Annotated in this window: 20 protein-coding genes; 11 read left to right on the plus strand and 9 right to left on the minus strand. The window is 68.4% G+C overall.

Going from position 1 to position 20422, the window contains the following annotated elements:
* Positions 1–114: 114 nt before the first annotated feature.
* The 4 genes from M0R89_RS18305 to M0R89_RS18320 all read left to right on the plus strand — a co-directional run bounded on the left by M0R89_RS18305 (position 115) and on the right by M0R89_RS18320 (position 2951).
* Entirely contained in the window at positions 115–1005 is an 891-nt protein-coding gene (locus M0R89_RS18305; protein ID WP_248652520.1) for a ParA family protein, read from the plus strand.
* Positions 1002–1394 carry a DUF8115 family protein gene (locus M0R89_RS18310; RefSeq protein ID WP_248652521.1) on the plus strand — a complete coding sequence of 131 codons (393 nt, stop codon included), beginning with the start codon at positions 1002–1004 and terminating at the stop codon, positions 1392–1394. The genes M0R89_RS18305 and M0R89_RS18310 overlap by 4 nt, the downstream gene beginning before the upstream one ends.
* Positions 1395–1826: 432 nt before the next feature.
* A complete protein-coding gene (locus M0R89_RS18315) occupies positions 1827–2216 on the plus strand; it encodes a hypothetical protein (RefSeq protein WP_248652522.1) in 390 nt (129 codons plus the stop codon).
* Between the two features lie 66 nt (positions 2217–2282).
* The gene (locus tag M0R89_RS18320; protein ID WP_248652523.1) at positions 2283–2951 is read left to right on the plus strand and encodes a hypothetical protein; all 669 of its coding nucleotides are present in this window, start codon (positions 2283–2285) and stop codon (positions 2949–2951) included.
* A 54-nt stretch (positions 2952–3005) separates the two neighbouring features.
* Here M0R89_RS18320 and M0R89_RS18325 read toward each other — a convergent pair whose 3' ends face one another.
* Together M0R89_RS18325 and M0R89_RS18330 are read right to left on the minus strand one after the other, a co-directional pair.
* A complete protein-coding gene (locus tag M0R89_RS18325) occupies positions 3006–3299 on the minus strand; it encodes a PadR family transcriptional regulator (RefSeq protein WP_248652524.1) in 294 nt (97 codons plus the stop codon).
* A gap of 102 nt (positions 3300–3401) precedes the next feature.
* The gene (locus M0R89_RS18330; RefSeq protein WP_248652525.1) at positions 3402–4136 is read right to left on the minus strand and encodes a minichromosome maintenance protein MCM; all 735 of its coding nucleotides are present in this window, start codon (positions 4134–4136) and stop codon (positions 3402–3404) included.
* Positions 4137–4432: 296 nt separating this feature from the next.
* Between M0R89_RS18330 and M0R89_RS18335 the strand changes: the two genes are divergently transcribed.
* The 4 genes from M0R89_RS18335 (at position 4433) to M0R89_RS18350 (ending at position 9915) form a co-directional block, all read left to right on the plus strand.
* On the plus strand, positions 4433–7447 hold the full coding sequence (locus M0R89_RS18335; RefSeq protein WP_248652526.1) for an FAD-binding and (Fe-S)-binding domain-containing protein: 3015 nt from the start codon (positions 4433–4435) through the stop codon (positions 7445–7447).
* Positions 7448–7518: 71 nt separating this feature from the next.
* Positions 7519–7797, plus strand: a complete 279-nt coding sequence (locus M0R89_RS18340) for a DUF7521 family protein (protein WP_248652527.1) — start codon at positions 7519–7521, stop codon at positions 7795–7797.
* Between the two features lie 79 nt (positions 7798–7876).
* Complete coding sequence (locus M0R89_RS18345; RefSeq protein ID WP_248652528.1) at positions 7877–8647, plus strand: HpcH/HpaI aldolase family protein; 771 nt, start codon at positions 7877–7879, stop codon at positions 8645–8647.
* Positions 8644–9915, plus strand: a complete 1272-nt coding sequence (locus M0R89_RS18350; protein WP_248652529.1) for a threonine synthase — start codon at positions 8644–8646, stop codon at positions 9913–9915. Before M0R89_RS18345 ends, M0R89_RS18350 begins: the two co-directional genes overlap by 4 nt.
* Here M0R89_RS18350 and M0R89_RS18355 read toward each other — a convergent pair.
* Genes M0R89_RS18355 through M0R89_RS18370 form a run of 4 tightly spaced genes read right to left on the minus strand, consistent with a single transcriptional unit; the run spans position 9905 to position 11912 of the window.
* Positions 9905–10138 carry a hypothetical protein gene (locus M0R89_RS18355; protein WP_248652530.1) on the minus strand — a complete coding sequence of 78 codons (234 nt, stop codon included), beginning with the start codon at positions 10136–10138 and terminating at the stop codon, positions 9905–9907. The two genes, M0R89_RS18350 and M0R89_RS18355, sit on opposite strands and share 11 nt — an antisense overlap.
* On the minus strand, positions 10135–10287 hold the full coding sequence (locus tag M0R89_RS18360; protein ID WP_248652531.1) for a hypothetical protein: 153 nt from the start codon (positions 10285–10287) through the stop codon (positions 10135–10137). The genes M0R89_RS18355 and M0R89_RS18360 overlap by 4 nt, the downstream gene beginning before the upstream one ends.
* Before the next feature lie 37 nt (positions 10288–10324).
* Positions 10325–10564, minus strand: coding sequence for a CDGSH iron-sulfur domain-containing protein (locus M0R89_RS18365; protein WP_248652532.1), 240 nt, complete (start codon positions 10562–10564; stop codon positions 10325–10327).
* A gap of 25 nt (positions 10565–10589) precedes the next feature.
* Positions 10590–11912, minus strand: a complete 1323-nt coding sequence (locus M0R89_RS18370; protein WP_248652533.1) for an oxidoreductase — start codon at positions 11910–11912, stop codon at positions 10590–10592.
* A 417-nt stretch (positions 11913–12329) separates the two neighbouring features.
* Here M0R89_RS18370 and M0R89_RS18375 point away from each other — a divergent pair, with 417 nt between their 5' ends.
* On the plus strand, positions 12330–12902 hold the full coding sequence (locus M0R89_RS18375) for a hypothetical protein (RefSeq protein WP_248652534.1): 573 nt from the start codon (positions 12330–12332) through the stop codon (positions 12900–12902).
* A gap of 123 nt (positions 12903–13025) precedes the next feature.
* Here M0R89_RS18375 and M0R89_RS18380 read toward each other — a convergent pair whose 3' ends face one another.
* Entirely contained in the window at positions 13026–14552 is a 1527-nt protein-coding gene (locus tag M0R89_RS18380; protein WP_248652535.1) for an HTTM domain-containing protein, read from the minus strand.
* Positions 14553–14639: 87 nt separating this feature from the next.
* Between M0R89_RS18380 and M0R89_RS18385 the strand changes: the two genes are divergently transcribed.
* Together M0R89_RS18385 and M0R89_RS18390 are read left to right on the plus strand one after the other, a co-directional pair.
* Entirely contained in the window at positions 14640–15119 is a 480-nt protein-coding gene (locus M0R89_RS18385) for a cation:proton antiporter regulatory subunit (protein WP_248652536.1), read from the plus strand.
* On the plus strand, positions 15119–16306 hold the full coding sequence (locus tag M0R89_RS18390) for a cation:proton antiporter (RefSeq protein ID WP_248652537.1): 1188 nt from the start codon (positions 15119–15121) through the stop codon (positions 16304–16306). The genes M0R89_RS18385 and M0R89_RS18390 overlap by 1 nt, the downstream gene beginning before the upstream one ends.
* A 33-nt stretch (positions 16307–16339) precedes the next feature.
* Here M0R89_RS18390 and M0R89_RS18395 read toward each other — a convergent pair whose 3' ends face one another.
* A complete protein-coding gene (locus M0R89_RS18395) occupies positions 16340–16957 on the minus strand; it encodes a thioredoxin family protein (RefSeq protein WP_248652538.1) in 618 nt (205 codons plus the stop codon).
* A gap of 82 nt (positions 16958–17039) precedes the next feature.
* Positions 17040–20285 carry a glucodextranase DOMON-like domain-containing protein gene (locus M0R89_RS18400; RefSeq protein ID WP_248652539.1) on the minus strand — a complete coding sequence of 1082 codons (3246 nt, stop codon included), beginning with the start codon at positions 20283–20285 and terminating at the stop codon, positions 17040–17042.
* Between the last annotated feature and the right edge of the window lie 137 nt (positions 20286–20422).

Raw genomic sequence — 20422 nt, forward strand, 5'->3', positions numbered from 1 at the left:
CTCTCGTTTGCGAATGCGTTACCGTTTCCGTAAACGGAACCGTAAATGTACTTTCTCCCACAGATGTCTGACGAAGGATTAAGTGAGTTGTTTGCGTTTGCGCAAACGCAAATTATGTCTCGGTCCATTCGCGCCTGCACCTTCCTCGACAAGGGAGGAACGGGCAAGACCACGACGGCGGCCCACCTCGGCGTCGCGCTCGCCGAGCGAGGCAACGACGTGTTGCTCATCGACCTCGCTGGCAAACAGGGCGACCTCGTCAAGCACTTCGGCCGGTGGGAGACGGTCGAACGCCAGATCGCCGAGGACGACGACTGGCCGAACATCTCGACGGTCTTTCAGGACCAGTGGGGCGCCATCGCCGAGAAGTTGGGCGACGCCGCGGTGGACGACCTGATTCTGGAGACCGACGAGGGCGTCGACCTGATTCCGGCCCATCCGGGACTCGACAGTCTCGACGCCGAACTCGGCAACATCGACGACGCTCACGACCGCTACTCCCGACTCGACTCGTTTCTGGACGAGTACATCGAACCGCTCGGCTACGACGCCGTCCTCATCGACCTGCCGGGCCTGACGAACAACGTCAGCTACAACGGCCTCTGGGCCGCCCGGAACGTCATCGCCCCGGTCGAGATGGGGCCGTTCGAGTCCGAGCAGGCCGAGGCGCTCCGGGCCGACCTCGACAAAATCGGCGCGAACTTCGACGTGGACGTGAAACTCGCCATGGTCCTCCCGAACAAGGTCGACACCCGCACGAAACTCGCGGAAGAGTACCTCGACGCCTTCGAGGAGGCCTACCCAGAGGCGTTCGTCTCCTCGCACGTCCCCGTGAGTCAGGACATCCGGAACGCAGCGGAGTCGGGGCGGACCGCGTTCGCGCTGGAAGAACCGTCAACGACCGCCGAACGCGCGCGAGAAGCGTTTCTAGAGAACGCCGAGACGCTGGTCGAGCGGCTGGACGAGTCCGAACGCGCCGCCCCGGCGGGAGGTGAACTCGCGTGAGCGACCCCGACCTCGAAGAACTCCGCCAGCAGACCCAGCGCACCGACCGACTCGCGGAACCCGACGCCCGAGACGACGGCACCGACGACCTGCTCGAAGACCTGGTGGACGCGCTCGCGGCCATCGACTCGGGCGAGCAGGCCAAGACGTTCGCGGCCAGAGACGAGTCGGTGACCGCGCTCCTCTCGACGCTCGACGACCGCCAGCACGACCTCGAAGCCGTCGGCACCGCCTTGCAGGGCGCGCTCGGTCGCGAAATCGAGACCGACTCGCTCGACCGGAGCGAAATCGTCCGCCTCGCGGTCCGACTCGGTCTCCGCGAGGCCGCCCCCGAGTACCTAGACCTGCTCGCCGACGCGTCCGGCGAGTACGCGCGCCGAAACGTCTGAGCGGTCACTCAGGCCGTTTGCGGCATCGTTTACGCAAACGTTTCCGTTTTTGTTAACGTGAGTGCTTCTGTTCGCGCTTTCGGCGACGATGCCGTGTTTCATCCGAATTTCATTTTGGTCTGACTCCGGGTCCGATTTCGTTTCTCTCGCTTCTCGCCGCCGGGGTTTCCATCCTGAATACGTTAGCGCATACGGAAACGATACCGTAAACGGATACGGAAACAGATTTGTCACCGCGGTGTCGATGCTTGCCCGGGGGCGCTGGTGAGTCACGCGTCGGAGAGTAGGCCGATAGCCGGACTCTGACGGAAACGTTTGCGTAAACGGTAACGCAAACGAAATCGCAAACAATGAGTCGGCTTCTGTCCGAACGTAGTTCTATTCTGACATGCGGCGTAGAGTTTGATAACGGATGGCGACGTATTACTGGTCGTGACCGACGACGCGCCGACGTTCGACATCCCTCGGCGGCCAGAGCGTGTCTATCCCCACGACGGCGGGGTCGAATACGAGGGCGGTACCGTCTTTCGGCTCTCGCCAGACCCCGAGGCTTCGGAGGCCGAGCTGGCATCGCTCGTGGAGCGGGTCTTGGACGGCGACCGGTACACCTACGGCGACTGGTTCGAACTCCCCGCGCCCGTCTATCTAGTCCACGACGAGCGCCACTCGACGGCGTTCCGGGTCGTGATTCGCGGCGGGAGCGTGGAGTTTCACGTCCTGCCGGACACCGCCGCGGAGGCGCTGCGCGGGATGTACTCGCGGCTCTGCGACGCGGGCGACGTCGGCTGGTGCGTCGCCTGCGAGACGACGCGGCCGGAGTGAGGGTTCCGTATCGATTTTCGAGCGGGCGCGGTAGCTTTTTATCGCCGCCGCGATACCCCCACAGTAATGACCCTCCCCACGACCGACGACGCCCAGTTGCGGACGAGTGACACCGAACAGGAGATGTGGGACCTCGCCGAGGGCGGCAACCCCGCCGAGGCCCGCCGGGCGTACCCGAGCGGGTGGCTCTGGCTGACCGGCGAGGAGTCGGTCCGGTCGCTGCTCGCGGCGCTCCTCGACGCCGACACCGAGGCGCGCTACGGCGTCGACGACCTCGCCTCGCGTTCCGACCTCGCCGAGACCGAAGTCGAGGAGGCCATCGACGCGCTCATCTCGCTCGGCGTGCTGGTCGCCGACGAGGGCGCGTACCGCGTCAACGACTGCGCTATCGTCTACCACGCGGCCGCGGAGCTGTCGGCCGCCGTCGAGGCGACCGGCGCACCAGACGACGAGTCCGGGTTCGAGTACCTCGCGCGACTCGAATCGGTGCGGCTGATGCTCGACGCCCTGCTGGAGGTCGATCCGGACCGGTCGCTCGCACAGGAAGACATCCATCGACTCAGCGGCGTCTCGCGCAAGCGCGTCTGGCATCACGTCGAGAAGTTAGTCGACCTCGCGGTGGTCGAGGAGTCGGGTGACGAGTACGTCGTGGGTGCCGCTTCCCCCGTCGTTCGGTGGGTGCAGTCGCTCGACGCGGCGGTCGTCGGCGCGACGCTCGCCCCCTCTCACCCCTGATTCGGCGCTCGCTTTCCGTGGCTCCGGTGGACGGCCGATTCGCGCGAACGCCGGTCAGGCGGTCGCTTCCTGCGGTAAGTCCACGTACTGAGTCTCCCACTCCCGGCGGGCCTCGATTTCCCGGGTCCCCCGGCGGGTGAGGGTGTAGTAGTTGGTCCGTCGGTCGCGCTGGCCCTTCTCCACGAACCCCTTGTCCACGAGCGTATCGAGGTTCGGGTAGAGTCTTCCGTGGTGAATCTCTTTCTCGTAGTACGATTCGAGTTCGTCCTTGATAGCGAGGCCGTGTGGCTCGTCCAGTCCCGCGATGACGTAGAGCAAGTCCCTTTGGAATCCTGTCAGGTCGTACATCTTCTCCCCTTTTAGACCGAAATTTCCGTATGGGCAAAAGGATGATGGCCGTTACGACGCCCCGGACCTGTCACGGCCGGAAGATAGCAAAACCGCCCGACGCTATCGGTTTGCGTCCGTTAAGCATTCCATACTCACGGACTCGAGCCACGTGTCCGCGACCGCCGACTCGTCGGTTCTATTCGCGCGAGGTATGGCAACTATTCGCACTTCGTCGCCGTCCGACACGGCGTCGGTCAGGTCGTGTTCGAGCAGGACCGGTAACTCCGTCTCGCCGGTCGGGTCGCGCACTCGAACTTCCCGCGCGTCCACGTATTCGCTGGCCTCCGGCGCGAACGAGAGGTAGCCGACCGAACTGCACCGCGGGCACTTGGCGTGGGACCGGAACTCGCGGCCGGGTTGGGCGACGTGGCGCGTGACTTCCTCGCACTTGGCGCATCGGAACCCCGCGCGGACGACTTTCGGACGGAGCGGCCCCGTCTCGGCGACGACGCCGCGCGTGGTGTGGAGTTCGTTCAGGTGAGTCGCGCGAATTTCGTCCAGCGCCACTTCGCTCTCGGCGGGCAGGTCGCTGACCCGGAGGTACACGTCCCGCATCTCGCGGTCGGTTTCGTCGGCGAGGAAGCGCCCGAGCGCGGCCTTCCCGGCCCGGAGCGCCTCGTCGGGGTTCGCCAGCAGGGGCCGGACGAACTGGTAGTCGTGGCCGAACCGCTCGCAACTCACCGACAGCGCGCGCTCGTCGGGGTACCGCTCCACGAACCGGCGCACCGACTCGCCGCGGTCGCGGTACACGTACTCGTACCACTTTTCCGTCAAGTCGCCGCTTCGCACTGACATGGACGTCCCTTCTCGCGTTCCGGTCTTTGTTACACGCCTCCTGTCGGGCGAAGGTTCCGGTTAGCGTCGGCCTTCGAACGTCTGGTTCGGGCGACCTCCGATCGTTATCGTTTGCGCTTTCGAATTCGTTTACGAAATCGTACACGAATTCGAATCCGGAATCGTTTCCGAAGTCCCTTCGTCACCGTTCGGTCTCCCTTTGAGCGTGGTCGGGCCGCAGAAACGACCCTTCTCGGTGCCGGCAGGCGTTCATTTTGGACCCGTAATTTATGTCGCCTCGCGTGCCATGAGATACCATGTCTTCTCCCCCCGCGGACGGCCCCGACTTCGAGTCCTACCGTGACTCGCTCGGTATCGACGCGCCCGACGACCCGGACCACGCCGCCCTCGCGGACGACCTCCGGCGGGCCTGCGAGGGCGAGGTACGCTTCGACGAGTACAGCCAGATTCTCTACGCGACCGACGGGAGCATCTACGAGGCGCGCCCGGCGGGCGTCGTCTTCCCGACCGACGGCGCGGACGTGCAGGCCGCGGTGGAGGTTGCGGCCGACCGCGGCGCGCCGGTCCTGCCCCGCGGCGCGGGGTCGTCGCTCGCGGGCCAGACGGTCGGTCCCGGTTGCGTGGTCCTCGACCTGTCGCGACACATGGACGCGGTCCTCGACGTGAACCCGGACGCCCGGCGCGCGACGGTCCAACCCGGCGTCGTTCAGGACGACCTCGACGTCGTCCTCGAAGAGTACGGTCTGAAGTTCGCGCCCGACCCCGCGTCCTCCAACCGCGCGACGGTCGGCGGCGGCATCGGGAACAACTCGACGGGCGCCCACTCGGTCCGGTACGGCATCACCGACGCCTACGTGGAGGAAGTCGAGGCCGTCCTCGCAGACGGAAGCCGGATTCGCGCCCGCGAAATCGAACTCGACGGCGCGGCGTGGGACGACATCGTCGCGGGCGACGACCGCGAGGCCCGCCTCTACCGGACGGTCCGGGCCATCGTCGAGGAGAACGAGGACGAAATCGAGGAGCGATACCCGAACCTCAAGCGGTCGGTGTCGGGTTACAACATCCACGAATGCGTTTACGTTAACGAAAGCGGAAACAAATGCGTAAACTTGTCCAAACTGTTCGTCGGCGCGGAGGGCACGCTGGGAGTCGTCACCGAGGCGACCCTCTCGCTGGTGTCGAAACCCGACGACACCGCGCTGGCGCTCTACTGCTTCTCGGACCTGCTGTCGGCGATGGAGGCGGTGCCGGTCGCGCTCGACTACGACCCGAGCGCGGTCGAACTCATGGACGACGAGGTGTTCCGATTGGCGCGCGAGTCCGCCGAGTACGCGGAGTACGCCGACCCGATTCCCGACGACGCCGCGGCCGCGCTGATGTTGGAGTTCGACTCGGAGGTCCACGACGACTTGGCGGACGCCGTCGCCGAAACGAACGCCGAGTTCGTCCACGCGGGAGCGGCGTTCGACGTGTTGGAGGCCTACGACGACGACGCGCAGGCGAAGCTCTGGAAGCTCCGAAAGGCGGCGATTCCGCTGTTGATGAGCATGGAGGGCGACCCGAAGCCCTACCCCTTCATCGAGGACGCGTCGGTTCCCCCCGAGGAGTTGGCCGAGTACGTGCAGGGGTTCGAGGGCGTGCTGGAGGCCCACGACACATCGGCGGCGTACTTCGCCCACGCCGGGAGCGGCACGCTCCACGTCCGGCCGGTGCTGAACCTGAAGGAAGCGGCGGGCGTCGAGAAGATGCAGTCTATCGCCGAGGACGTGACCTCGCTCGTGTTGGACCACCGGGGGTCGTTCTCGGGCGAACACGGCGACGGCCTCGCTCGGACGCAGTTCAATCCGAAGCTGTACGGTCCCGAGTTGTGGAGCGCGTTCAAGCGACTCAAGACCGCGTTCGACCCGGACTGGCGCATGAACCCCGGCAAGGTGGTGTTTCGGGACGCGCCCGACGACGTCGGACCGACCGATTCCGACCGCGGGGTCGGGACCGACATGCGCGAGAACCTGCGGTACGGCCCGACCTACTCGTCGCTCGAACCCGCCACCGCGCAGGACTTCTCGGCGGAGGGCGGCTTCTCGCACCTCGTGGAACTCTGTAACGGGTGTGGCACCTGCCGCCAGACCGACTCGGAGGTGATGTGTCCCTCCTACCGAGGGATGAACGACGAGATGGCGACGACCCGGGGCCGGGCGAACATGCTCCGGGCCGCGATTTCGGGGGAGCTACCGCCCGACGAAATCCACAGCGAGCGCTTCCAGAAGGAGGTACTCGACCTCTGCTTGGGATGCAAGGGCTGTCAGAGTGACTGCCCTACGGGTGTGGACCTCGCCAAACTCAAGGCCGAGGTCAAGCACCGCTACCACGAGGAGGAGGGCGCAGGCCTTCGAGAACGTCTGTTCGCCGATGTGGACCGACTCGCGCGAGTCGGGTCCAAACTCGCGCCCGTCTCGAACTGGCTGGCCGACCTACCGGGCGCCGGCGTCGTCGCCGAGAAGACCCTCGGTATCGCCCGCGAACGCGACTTCCCGTCGTTCGCCAATCAGTCGTTCGAGTCGTGGTTCGCGGCCCGCGGCGGCCCGCGGATTTCCGCCTCCGAGGCCGCCGACCGGGTTCTGCTCGTCCCGGACACCTACACCAACTACGTCTACCCCGCGACGGGCCGGGCCGCGGTGCAGGTCCTCGAAGCGGCGGGCGTCCGCGTCGAAGTGCCCGACGCCGACCCGAGTGGCCGCCCGGCCTACTCCGAGGGGTTCCTCGACGTTGCCCGGGAGCGCGCGGCGTCGAACGTAGAGACTCTCGCGCCCCGCGTCCGCGACGGCTGGTCGGTCGTGTATCCGGAACCCTCCGACGCCGCGATGGTGCAGGACGAGTACCGCGACCTCCTGTCGGAGTCGCCCGAGGCCGACCTGCTCGCCGAGAACGCCTACGGCGTATGCGAGTACCTCGACCTGACCCGACGCGACGACGCCGTCGACTTCGACGCGCCCGACGCCCGACTCGCCTACCACGGCCACTGCAACCAGAAGGCGCTGGGCACCGCCGACCACGCCGCCGCGGTCCTCGCCCGGGCGGGCTACGAGGTGGCGGCGCTCGACTCCGGGTGCTGTGGCATGGCCGGTAGCTTCGGCTACCACGCGGAACACTACGACCTCTCTCAGTCCATCGGCGCCATCTTGCGCGACCGGATTTCGGAGGCCGACGCCGACGAGGTGGTCGCGCCCGGCGCGTCCTGTCGCTCGCAACTGGAGTCCGAACGGCCGACCCACCCCGTCGAGAAGTTGGCCGCGGCGCTCCCGCACCGGTAAACTTCGTTATCTTTCCTGATAACTGTCGGATAGGTTTAAAACTGTGGAGTGAGTTACGACCAACTAACGAAATGCAACCGATGGAAGCCGCCTACGTCGTACTCAGCGCGGTCCTCGTCGTCGCGGGTCTCACGCTCGTCGCCAAGTCGGCCCGCGCGTACCTCGAAACCGAGAGTCGCTCGATGCTCCTGCTGACTATCGGGTTCTCGCTCGTTGTCGCGGCCGCAGTCGCGACCACCTTCAGCGCGTTCATGACCAACTTCACCCAGAGCAGGGTCCTGCTCACGGTCAACTACGCGGTCACGACGCTCGGCTACGTCTTCATCGTGACCAGCGTCCGGGCGCAGTAACGCCGGATTTCTCTCCCGCTCCTTTTGCCATCCTGCCGACTCGCAAACCTACTTGCCGGGCGACGCCGACGGTGTACCCGTGACAGACACCTCCGAGTTCAGGCGACGCCTCCGCGACGGCGACCCCGTGGTCGGCCACTGGCTCTCGGTCGGCCACCCGGCGGTCGCGGAGGTCTGCGCCCGCGACGCCGACTTCGCGGTCGTGGACACCGAACACGCGCCGACCGACCTCGAAACCGTGGCGAACGTGGCTCGCGCAATCGAATCCGCGGGGGACGCGGTTCCGCTGGCCCGCGTCGCGTGGAACGACCCCGTGCGAATCAAGCGCGCGCTCGACACCGGCGTTTCCGGTGTCCTCGTGCCGATGGTCGAGTCGGCCGAGGAGGCCCGCGAGGCGGTCGAAGCGACGCGCTACCCGCCCGAGGGCGTCCGGGGAATCGCGGGGTCGCGCGCCAACGACTACGGCCGGGACCTCGCCGCGCAGGTCGAGGGCGACGAGCGGACGCCCGTGACCGTCGTACAGGTCGAGTCCGAGCGAGCGGTCGCTAACGCGGGCGACATCGCCGCGGTCGAGGGCGTGGACGCCCTTCTCGTCGGCCCGGCCGACCTCTCGGGGTCGCTGGGCGTCTTCGGCGAGTACGAGTCCGAGACCTTCCGCGAGGCGGTCGAGTCGGTCCTCGACCGGGCCCACGCGGCCGACGCGCCGGTCGGCACGCTGGCGACGAACGACGACGAGATTCGGCTCTGGGCCGACTACGGCTACGACTACCAAATCGTGGGCACCGACGCGGGCTACCTCGCTTCGGGGGCCGAGCGGGCCCGGAGCGCCTACGAGGACGCGATGCGATGACCGGCGACTCGCCCGAAATCGCGAGCGACTCTCGCGACCTGACCTGCTACCGGTGCGGTGCGAACGCGGCGTTCCCCGACCGCAAGCGGTGCGACTGCGGCGAACCGCTCTGGTTCGACACCGACGCCGCGGCCGAGGCGTTCGCGTGGCCCGACGCGGGAACCGGCGTCAGTCGCTACGCCGACCTCCTCCCCGTCGAAACTGGGGGCGACTCCCGGACCGACGGCGGCGTGAGCGCGGCCGCCGGCTCGACGCCGCTCGTCCGCGCGTCGGGCCTCGACGCCGACGCGGGGTGCCGACTCTGGCTGAAAGACGAGAGCGAGAACCCGACGGGGAGTTTCAAGGACCGGGGGAGCGCGGTGGGCGTCGCGTGGGCCGCGCGGGCGGGCCGCGAGTGGGTCGGAACCGTCTCGCACGGCAACATGGCGATGAGCGTGGCCGCGAACGCCGCGGGGGTCGGCGGCAGCGGGTCGCCCCGCGCGCTGGTCCTCGTTCCCGACGACATCTCCGAGGAGCGACTCGCCGCCATCGCGCAGTACGACCCCGAACTCGTCCGGGTCGCGGGCGACTACGGCCGCCTCTACCGCGAGACGCTCGACGCCGACGCGCCGGTCGAGTTCGTCAACTCCGACACGCCCCTGCGCGTGGCCGGCCAGAAGACCACGGCGCTCGAAATCTGCGAGGCGTTCGCCGCGGAGACGCGCACTCGGACGAAGCGCGCGCCAGACGCCATCGTCCTCCCGGTCAGCAGCGGCGGCCACGCCAGCGCGACGTGGAAGGCCCTGCGCGAACTCCGGACCGCCGGCCTCTTCGCGGCGGCCGACCTCCCGCGCCTCTACTTCGTGCAGGCCGCGGCCTGCGACCCCATCGCCGCGGCGTACCGCGATGGAAACGACTCGGTGATGCCCGCGGACGACGCCGGCGACACCGTCGCCTACTCCATCGCCAACGCCGACCCGCCGAGCGGGACCCGGGCGCTCGCGGCGGCCCGCGCGACCGACGGCGCGGTCCTGTCGGTCCCGGACGACGAGATTCTCGACGCGAAGGCGACGCTGGCCAGCGAGGCGGGGTTCTGCGTCGAACCGGCCTCGGCGACGACGCTCGCCGGAATTCGGCGACTCGCCGACTCGGGCGAACTCGACGCCGACGACGACGTAGTCGCGGTGCTGACCGGCACGGGGTTCCGGGAACTGGACGCCGGGAGCGCGACCACCGAGACGGTCGCGCTGGGGGACCTGTCCGAGCGCCTGCGGGCGCTCACCGCGTAGACTCCGAGTCGGACGGCGGGTCGCGCGGTCGGTTCCCCGGCGGGTCCCGCGACCGACCCGCGGCGACGAGCGATCCGACCGCGAGGACGAACAGGTAGAAGGTGACGACTCGCCCGGCCCCCCAGACGAGGTGGCCGTCGCCGAACAGCGGTTCGACGAGTCGGACGACCGGATACACGAGCGTTTCGAGGCCGAACGCGCCGTCGCCGAACAGCATCGTCACACATACGACGGCAGAAAGAGGATTCGGTAGACCGGCGACGCGTAGATGTCCACGACTTCGGGGAGCAAGCCACCGAGCGCGAGGAACCCGAACACGGCGAGGGACGTTCTGGACGCGAGCGCGGTTCGGAGCGAGCGGAGGGCGGCCACGTCCGTAACCTCTTCGGCGTCAGACAAAAAGGCCGAGCTACTCGTCGGCGAAGCGAATCTCCTCGATTTCCCGGCGCTCGCCGTCCGGGCCGTCGTCTTCGTACTTGTAGCGGACCTCCGACTCCTCGTCCTCGGCGACTCGATGCGAACCGTCGCAGAACGGGTAGTCCTCCGAGAGGCCGCAGAGGCAGACCGCAATGTCGCCTTTCTCGTCGTCGAGGTCGCTCTCGTCCAGTCGGAGCGGTCCGGTCGCCTCGTGCGTGACTTCGCGGGCCATGCCCACCGGTAGGAACCGAACGGTCTTAATCCCCGTTTTCGCGCGCCCGGTCGTACGCGCCGTCCCGCGCGAGTTCGCCGCGCTCGGCCAGCACCTCGGGCGTCCGGCAGACGCCGTTCGCGCCCGTGACCTGCGGCACCGTGCAGTTGTTGCAGTTCTCGCAGACGGCCGCCGCGCGCTCCGCGTCCAGAATCCGGGCGGGGAGTCGCGGTTCGGCGTAGAACGGGCGGCCCATCCCCACGGCGTCGCAGGCCGGCGGCCCGCCGTCGTCCCCCAGTAGCCGGTCCATCTGCTCGCGCGAGCGAATCCCCCCTTCGAGCAGGACCGGAACCGAGACCCGTTCGCGGACGCGACGGGCGAGGTCGGCGTTCCACGCGGGTTCGAAGCCGTAGAATGCGCCCTCGATTCTGTTGGCGGCCGCGACCAGCGCGGCCTTCCACCGACTGCCGAACGCCGCGACGTACCCCTCCCGGAAGTCGGGGTCGCGCCACGCTCGCTCCGGGAACCGCCCGCGGACGATGCTCATGTCCCAGAACGTCGAGACCCGGACCGGCACGAAGGCGTCGTAGCCGACTCGGTCGAGTCGCTCACAAATCGCTACGGCGTCGTCGGCGGTGAGGTGGCGGCGGACGAACGGCGGGGCCTCGGTCTCGGCGGGCACCTTCGCCATCACGGGGAGGTCGCCCGCCCGCGCGCGAATCTCGTCGTAAACCACCTCGAAGAAGCGCGCGCCGTCGCCGAACTCGTCGTCGCGGCGGTTGTAGAACGGCGAGAGGAACTGCTGGAGGATGCCCATGTTCGCGCCCGCGAGGTGGACGCCGTCGTAGCCGGCGTCGGCGGCGTTGGCCGCCGCGCGCCCGAAGTCGGCCACGAGGTCGTACACCTCGTCGGTCGAGAGGACGCGGGGGTCGAGTTCGAGGAACCCCAACCGGTCGGCGGCCCGGAGCGGCCACGGCGGCCGCGAGACCGCGAGTTGGTTCAGGTCGGGGTTGGCCCGGCGGTACCCGACGTGCCACGTCTCCATGCTCCGGAGGCCGCCGTGGTCCAACTGCGCGAAGACGCGCCCGCCGCGGTCGTGAATCGCGTCGGGCACCGCCGACAGACGCGCGGCGAACTCCGGGTCGGCGAGCGGCGTCATCGCCGGCGCGACTCGGCCGCCCGCCTCCCGGACGGGGGACGCGCCCTGACAGACCAACCCCGCGCCGGCGGCCGCGGCGGGTTCGAGTTCGTCGACGAGAGTCTCCGGAGCGTCGGGACCGTCGCCCGCGCATTCGAGGAGTGGGGCGCGGTAGAGCCGGTTCGGTAGTTCGACGCCGCCGATTTCGAGGGGGGCTTCGAGTTCGGACACGCTCCCGTCGTGGTTCGACGGGTTTCGGGTAAAGTGTTGGGCCGCGGATGGTCTCGGACGGGAAGCTATTCCGCTCCCGGTTTGCGTCGCTCCGAGGTTGGCTTGTCGCCGCCGTTCTCAGACGCCTGTATCTTTCTTTCAGCCGTATCTACACACCCCAAAGAACGAATATCATTTCTTCACCGAAACACTTTTTAGCCCCTGGGCTGAATTATTACAAGAAGAAAAGTTCCGAAAGTAAATCGGCGCTCTTTTCTATCAGTTCCGCGTAGCTTTTTCTCCGGCGCTCGAATCCGAGCGGTTCGGGCGCGCTCGTAGGTGTAATCGCTACCGACCGCTTCGTCACCCGCGCGCGGCGACGCCGCGGTCGGCCGACGCGCACCGCCAACCAGCCGACTCCCCAGTCTCGATTCAACCATGCACGACGACACGCAAGCGACCGACGACGCACCGTCCGCCCAGACGCCGCCCATCGACTCGCTCATCGACCCCGAGCGCCTCCGTGACTGCGAGGACGTCCCGTTCACCGAGGAGACGGCGGTCCACGACGACCGCGACCACTGTAACACCGATATCGAGGGCAGAGCCGTGGTCGGTGTTACCAACGACGCAGGGGAAGTCCTCCTCGCAGTTCACGAGGAGGAGTCCGTCGCCATGCTCCCGCACGCCGGGGTCGAACCGGGGGACGACTGGGTCGCGGTCGGCCGCGATACGGTCGAAATCACGACCGAACTCCCCTTCGAAATCGACGGCGTGGCGGTCGTCCGAGAAATCGACCACGTCGTCGAAGGCGAGGACGAACCGCACGCGACGACCTACGGCGTCGTCTTCCGCGCTTCGCTCGCGTGCGACCCCGAACGTGCAGTCGTCGGGGACCCCAGTCACCCGGAAAACGAGCATTGGAACGCCGAGTGGTTCGATGCGGTCCCCGAGAACACGCCTCAGGGCGACGGTCTCGTAGAAGACGACATCCGCCTGTTCGTGGACTGACGTTTTCTAAAACGCAAACCTGGCCAAAAACGTAAACGTTTGCGTAAATGCAAACGACTCGATACGGAACGACTTCGAGACGCTCGCCGTCGGTCGAAATCGGCGACTCGAAGCCCCGCTAAGTCACGCCGACCCGCACGACTGCTCGTGCATCTTCACCCGGTTCGTCGGGTCCGGGCCGTCGAGTCGAACCGGTTGCTCGACGTAGTAGAGAGCGACTCGCTCCACGTCGTCCTCGTGGGTCGCGTTCCACCGTTCGCAGAGGTAGTCCGCGAAGTGAGGCCGGAGCGGTTCGGCCGCGCTCGCCCGGAGGTCCATCATGTACTTGAACCACCTGACGTTCCGATAGCTCGCGGCCACGTCTGGCGGTTCGTCCCACCTGACCGCCCGGCGGTGGAACACGTCGGCGCGCTCGCCCGACTCCAGTCGCCCCGGCACGACGTACCACCCGTCGGTCGTCCGGGGTTCGGGCGCGAACATGTCCCACCGGTACTCCTCCGGGTCCGCCGCCGAACTCACGTCTTCGGGCAGGGCGACGTACCCGAGCGCGGCCGCGTTCCAGACGAGGACGAGCGCGAGCAGGCCCCCGACGACCGGCGGGCGGGCGCGACTCGCCCACCGGCCGAGGCGGCGTACGCCGCCGGGAACGCGGCGGCGGACGTTCGGGAGCGCGGCGGCGACTCGCGCCGGCGCGTCCGTCTCGTCGAGCCACTCGCCCAGTCGCGACTCGCGGACCCTCGCGCCCGCGGCGTCCCAGAAGACGCCGGGCAGGAACGGAATCAGCCCCGCGATGGAGAGCAGCGGGAAGACGGTGATGCGCATCGTCAGCGCCATCCCGAGGTGCATCCCGACGAACAGCGCGGCGAACGCGGCCCGCGCCCATCCGGTCAACAGCAGGAGTCCGACGGAGGTCACGAGCAGCCCGAGCCACACCCTGTCGAAGGCCCTGAGCAGCGCCGGATACTGCGCCAGCGTCTCGCCGAGTCCCACAGTCAACTGGTCCAGATTGAACACGTACAGAATCGCCTCGCCGCTCACCCACAGCTCTCCCCGGAGCTTGTAGACCGCGTTCGTGGTGTAGACCAGCACGACCTGAAGTAGCAGCGCGGCGGACGCGACGCTGGCCACTCGCCCGGACCGCTCGGTCTCCCGACGCGCTCCGTCCCGCGCGCGCCGGAGCGCGTCCACCGACCACCGCCTCCCCAGCGGCAGGAACGCGCCCCAGAGCAGCAGGCGTCGGAGCATCGAGTCGCCGCCGTTGAGCAGGACGGGGTTCCGGGCGTGGAGCGAGACCACGAGGACGAACGACACCACCGTGGCCAGTCGCGTCCGGTAGCCGACCGCGAGCGCCACCGCGAACGCTCCGGCGACCAGAAAGAGCAGTCCCACCGCCCACGGCGACCCGAAGCGGGCGTGAATCGAGACGAGGGCGATACCGCCGAACTGCTCGCGGAGGACCGACCGCGGCAGGACCCCGGCGTCGGTGTAGAACGCCACGAGGTCCCGCGACCGCAGGTAGAGGTCCGTCAACAGGAGGAGACCGAGCGAGACACGGAGCGCGGCCAGCGCCCGCGGGTCCACGCCGAACCGGCGCGAAAGCGCACTCCCGGCGCGGTCCCGGAACCCCGCCGCGAACGATTGCACGTCCATGATACGCCGCGTTATCAGCTACGACTTGTAAACGTAGCGAAGCGACCGCCGCCGGGAGTTAAGTCGGAAGTCGTCGTACGGACCGACGTGACGGTCTACGAGACGGACCTCCCCGGCGTGGGTCGCAAGTTCGAGTACGAAATCGACGGCGACGACCGCCTCGTCGTACTCATCCACCACGACGGCAGGCGCGAGGTGTTCCGGCGACCCTCCGCCGAGGCCGACAGCGAGAAGCTCTTCGAACTCTCCGACCGGCAGGCTCGCGAGTTCGGCACCCTTCTCGAAGGCGCGTACTTCCAACCCGTCGATTTGGAGCGCGTGCAGGTGCCGCTCGGCGAGGAGATAATCGAGTGGCACGAGGTCGGTCCCGACTCGTCGGCGGTCGGTCGCTCGCTTGCCGACTCCAACGTCCGGCACGAGACGGGCACGTCCGTCCTCGCGGTTCAACGCGCCGACGAGACGGTCGGGAATCCGCCGCCGGAGTTCGAGTTGAGCGCGGGCGACGTGGTCGTCGCGCTCGGCACCCGCGCCGAGCACCGGACGCTGTCGGACCTCCTGTCGGACTGATGGCGGAGGTCCTCGTGGAACTGGGCGTCGCGTTCACCGCCCTCGCCGTCGCGGGCGCGCTCGCCGCCCGCCTGAACCAGTCGGTCATCCCGGCGTACATCCTCGCGGGCGTCGTCGTCGGTCCGAACCCGCCCCGGACGCTCGGTCCGGTGGACCTGACGCTGGTCTCGCGCTCGCAGATGCTCGACGTGGGCGCGGAACTCGGCGTCGTCCTCCTGCTGTTCTTCCTCGGGTTGGAGTTCAGCCCCGACCGCCTGCTCGCGCGACCGACCCGACTCCTCGGCGTGGGCGCGACCGACTTCCTCGTCAACTTCGGCGTCGGCGCGGCGCTGGCCGCGCTGTTCGGCTTCCCCCTGTTGACTGCGCTCTTCTTCGCCAGCATCGTCTACATCTCGTCGAGTGCGGTGGTCACGAAGTCGCTGGTCGAACGCGGGTGGATAGCCGACCCCGAGAGCGACGTCATCTTGGGCACGCTCGTCTTCGAGGACCTGCTCATCGCGGTCGTCCTCGCCGTCCTGACCGCGGTCGCCCTCGGAGGTGGCGGCGTCGCCGCGGTCCTCGCGTCGGTCGGGACCGCCGCCGCGTTCCTGCTCGCGCTCGCGGCCGTCGCGGTCTACGGCACGTCCTACGTCGAGCGCTTGCTCTCGGTCGAGGCCGACGAACTCTTCTTGCTGTTCGCGGTCGGCGTCACGACGCTCGTCGCGGGCGGAGCGCTCTCACTCGGCGTCAGCGAGGCCGTCGCGGCCTTCTTCGTCGGTATCGCGTTCGGCCGGACCGACCACGCCGAGCGCCTCGAAAGCGTTGTCGGCCCGACCCGCGACCTGTTCGCCGCGGTGTTTTTCTTCACCATCGGTCTCTCGACGGACGTGACGACGTTCCTCGACGTTGGCGCGCTCCTCGCGGTCGCGGTCGTCGCGACCGGTCTCTCGAAGGTGGCCAGCGGTCTCCTCGGCGGCCGCTTCTACGGTCTGAACCGACGCCGGTCGCTCCGGGTCGGCGTCGGACTGGTCCCCCGGGGAGAGTTCTCGCTGGTCATCGCCTCGCTGGCGACCGCGGCCGGGGCGACCCTCCCGCGGACCGAGGAACTCGCGTCGTTCACCGTGGGCTACGTCCTCGTGATGAGCGTCGTGGGCACGGTGGCGATGCGCTACGTCGATTCACTAACTGCGTTCGGCGGTGGAGAGTGAGAGCGGAGCAGGGCGGACCGGCGGGGCGCCGACCTATTTCCACTTGATGGAGCAACCCCGCGAGGGCATGAACTCCAAGTCCACGTCCTCGCCCGCCAGCACCGCGTCGATGGCGTCTCGGACGTAGATTTCGGTCGGTTCGTCGTCGGGGTTCAGCGCGTCGTCGAGGCGGCCGTGGTACGCGAGGGTGAACTCGTGGTCTCGCGACTCCGCCGTCTGCTCGCGGCGTTCGCCGCTCGCGTTCGAGGCGCGTTGCGCCTCGCCGTTTCTGAGCAAGAAGGGGTCGGGCGTGCAGGCCGCACCGTAGGCCTCGGCGACTTCTTGGGTGTCGTCCCGGAGGTAGGCGTCGTAGCGAACCGCCCCGTCCTCGACGTACTCGACCATCTTCTCGTAGGAGTCGTCGGGGTATTCGGCCTCGTCGTTCGGGTTCACCCCGACGACCGCCGCGTCGTCGTACTCCGCGGCCACGTCGTTCAGTAAGTCGAACTTGGCCTGCGCGTACGGGCAGTGGTTGCAGGTGAACACCAGCAGCACGGCGTCGTAGTCGGCGAAGTCCGCGAGCGAGTGGGTCTCGCCGTCGGTACCCTTCAACTCGAAGTCGGGGACCGGTTCGCCGCGTCGCAACTTCTCCTCGGACTCTTTCATCACCATGCGCGGGCGTTCGCGAGCGGCGGAAAAATAGGTTCCGTCGTCGCAGCGCCGGAGGGCCGGAAACGCGGCGCTCTCGCCCGGCCTACAGCGACAGGTAGGGAATCGTCGCCCGTTCGCTCGCGGAGTAGTCCAGCGCCTCTGACTGGTCGGTGCCGTCGGGCGTCACGAGGTCGATGACGTTCGGATTCGCGTCGTCGTCGCGTCCGCCGCCGAAGACGTAATCGCCGGCCTCGGCCTTCACTGGGCGGATGCGGCCGGGACTGTACCCGTCCTGCCCGAGCAGGAGCGGGACCAGTTGCTTGCCCGAGAGGTTTCCACCCACGGCCGACTTGGGCACCTCGATTTTTATCGCGTCTATTGATTGATAGCCCGACAGGCGCACGTCGCGCGTAACCGTCGACCCGTCGGCGGCCTCGACCCGCGGCGCGACGAATCCTTCTGCGAACACCCGGTACTGGTAGGGGGCCTCGAAGGTCGCGTTGACGCCCTCGCGGGCCTCGGTCGTGCCACCGGAGGCGTCGGGGTCCCGGAGGTAAATCTGGACGTTCTGGACCGAAATCGCGTTGCCGCCCCACGGGTTCGTGAGTTCGCCCGCCAGTCGGACGAGGAACTGGTAGCTCTCGTCGGTCTCGTAGACGCCGAACGAGTCGATGTCGAACGCGCCGTCGACGAACGCACCGGCCTTCGGGTAGACGTAGCTCCCCGGCCCGTGGTCGTCGTCCGCGGGGTCGTCGAACTCGGCGACCGGGTCGCCCACGTCCACGCGAGCGACCGTCTGCCGGGCGACCGAGGTGCCGACCTCGGTCACGTCGCCCGCCGTCGCCGCGACCACCGTGAGTTCGGTCTCGCCGTCGCCGACCGCGAGGTCGACGGAGAACCGCCCGTCGCTCCCGACTTCTCGCCGGACCGTCTCGCCTGCGGTCTTGACGACGACCTCCGCGCCGTCGGTCGTTCCCGAGACCGTGACCGTCTCGCTACCGACGACGCTCGGCGGGAAGTCGACGTCGAGGCTCGGCCCGTCGGGACGCTGGCCGTCGGCGTACCGCTTCGCGACGAATCCGGGTCGCTCGACCGGTTCGCCCGCGTCGATGGAGTGGGCGAGGCGGACGAACTGGGCCATGCTCCACGCCAGCGGCGTGGCCGACCCAGTCCCCGCGCCGAACTCCCAGCCGAACGCGGTGGGTTCGGGCCGGTCCCAGACCTGTTCGGGAATCATCCGGCCGGAGTTGGCGAACCCGGCCATCGTCTCCAGCAGGTTCCGGGGTGCGGTCGCGCCCGAGTCGGTGCCCGCGAGCAGTTCGTACTCGCCGCGCTCGCCCGAGAAGATGGGCCAGAGCCGACCCTTCCCGGAGTTGTCGAGGCTCCAAGGCGCTCCTGCGGGGTACTTGTCGCTCCCGTCCTGCTCGCCGTAGCCGTCGCCGTTGTACCGGTAGAACGCCGGGCCGTGGGGCGTCTCCACGCGGATGGTGTCGTCCACGACCGACAGCGAGTTGCGTACCACCTCGTCGTCCCACGGTTTGACCCCGAGGCGGACCAGTTCGAGGAAGCCCGCGTCCACGACGTTGCGCTCGTCGAGTCGCGGCCCGCCGTTGTTGATGTCGAGTAGCGCGCCGTCCTCGGGGTCCCTGTCGTCGTTGATGCGGAAGTAGTAGGGCGTCTCGTCGTGGGTCTCGGTGCCCGTCTCGGTCGCCATCCAGTCCTCGGTGCGGGCCTGCCACTCGTCGGCCAGCGCGAGGTAGACCAGCGCGTCGGCGCGTTCGCCCTCGTCGGCCGCGAGTCGGGCGGCGCAGGCGAGACCCGCGATTTCGGCCGCGGTGGTCGAGGGCGAGTACCCCGACTCCTCCTCCCATCGCTCCTGTCCCGTCGCGGGACCGTTGGCGACCACGTAGTCCGCCGAGCGCGCGACGTTCTCGTAGTCGAAGCCCACCGCGTCGAAGTCCTCGTCGCGGCGAGACAGGTACTGGTAGGCCATCACCTGCGGGAACGAGATGTTGTCCATCTGCTCGCCGCCCCACCGAGTCCGGCCGTCGAGGAAGGTGTTCTGCGGGAGGAAGCCGTCCTCGCGCTGCTGGTACTCGTAGAGGTATTCGAGCGCCGCGAGCGCGCTCTCGTCGTCGCCCATCGCCGACAGCGCGGTGTACGACTGATAGAGGTCCCGCGACCAGACGTAGTTGTAGCCGTAGTCCGCGGGTTCGTCGGCGACGACCGCCTCGCCCCACGGGACGCTCGGACTCGCGACCCCCGCGCCGGGGAACCGCTTGGACTCGACCGCTTTCAGGACCATCGCGGCCGCGTCGTACTGCCGCCGGAGGGCGGGGTCGCCCCGGACCGAGTCGGGGGTCTCGACCGTCTTCAGATACTCGCGCCACCCCTTCGCGTAGTCGGCCCGGACCGCGGAGAACGACGCCGAGAGCGCGCCGGTCGCCTCGTCGGCGGCCGCGCGCTCGCCGTTGTCCTCGGCGAACCCGAGCGCGACCGTCTCCGTTGCCTGCGGCGCGTTCCCGGCCACCTTCCCGACGAGCGCGACGTTGCCCTCCGCGCTGTCGTGAGGCGCGAACGCCCCGTCTTCGAACAGCGCCTCCACGTCGCCGCCGACCACGTCGGCGCTCGCGGCCTCGAACCCGCCGTCGGCGGCGAGCGCGACTGCCACGTTGTAGGGGTCGCCGTTCTCGTCCAGAATCACGGCCCCGTCGTCGCCGGTGGTGTCGCGGGCCGTCAGATAGCGGTCGCCGCCCTCCCCGCGGACCCGGGCCGCGTCGCCCTTGCCGCTGTTCGAGAGTGCGGTGTCGGCGACGACGTAAAGGTCGTACTTCTCGGGGCCGCGCGACCGGAAGCGCACGTCTGCGAGGACGGCGTCGTGGCCGGGGTGGGCGGCGTACTCGACTTCGAGGCTCCACCCGCGCTCGGCGTCTTCGACAGTCTGTTCGAAGACCAGCGCGTCGACGTCGGCCATCTCGGTCGTCCGTTCGATTGGCGACTCGTCGTCGTCCTTCCTGCTCCGGTCGAACGTCCGGGCGGCGTACCCCGAGTCCGGGTCGGCCACCACGAAATCGAGCGTCCGGAGATTCAGCAGGTCGATTCGGGGGAATCGGGCCTGCGTCAGCGCGCCCTCTGTCAGGGTGAACCAGACCCGAGAGGGGTCGTCCTCGCCGTGGTCGGCGACGGTGCCGACGCCGTACTGCTCGCCGGTCGTCCAGTGGGCGGTGTCACCTCCGGTCGGCCGCGCGGAGGCCGCGCTCGCCCCGACCAGCGGGAGCGTCGCGCCCGCGCCGACCGCCTTCAGTACGTCTCGTCGCGACTCGCTCGGAATCCAGTCGTATTCTGGCACGCTAAAAGCAACGATGTATTACTACTTCATTCTTACCGCCGAACGAGTGGAAACTGAAACGCGACCGCGGGAAAGAAACGTCGAAATTCGCCGCCTCGGTCTCGTCTCGGCGAACTACCGTCGCACTCGACGTTTGT

The sequence above is a fragment of the Halorussus limi genome (assembly GCF_023238205.1).
Lineage (GTDB): Archaea > Halobacteriota > Halobacteria > Halobacteriales > Haladaptataceae > Halorussus > Halorussus limi.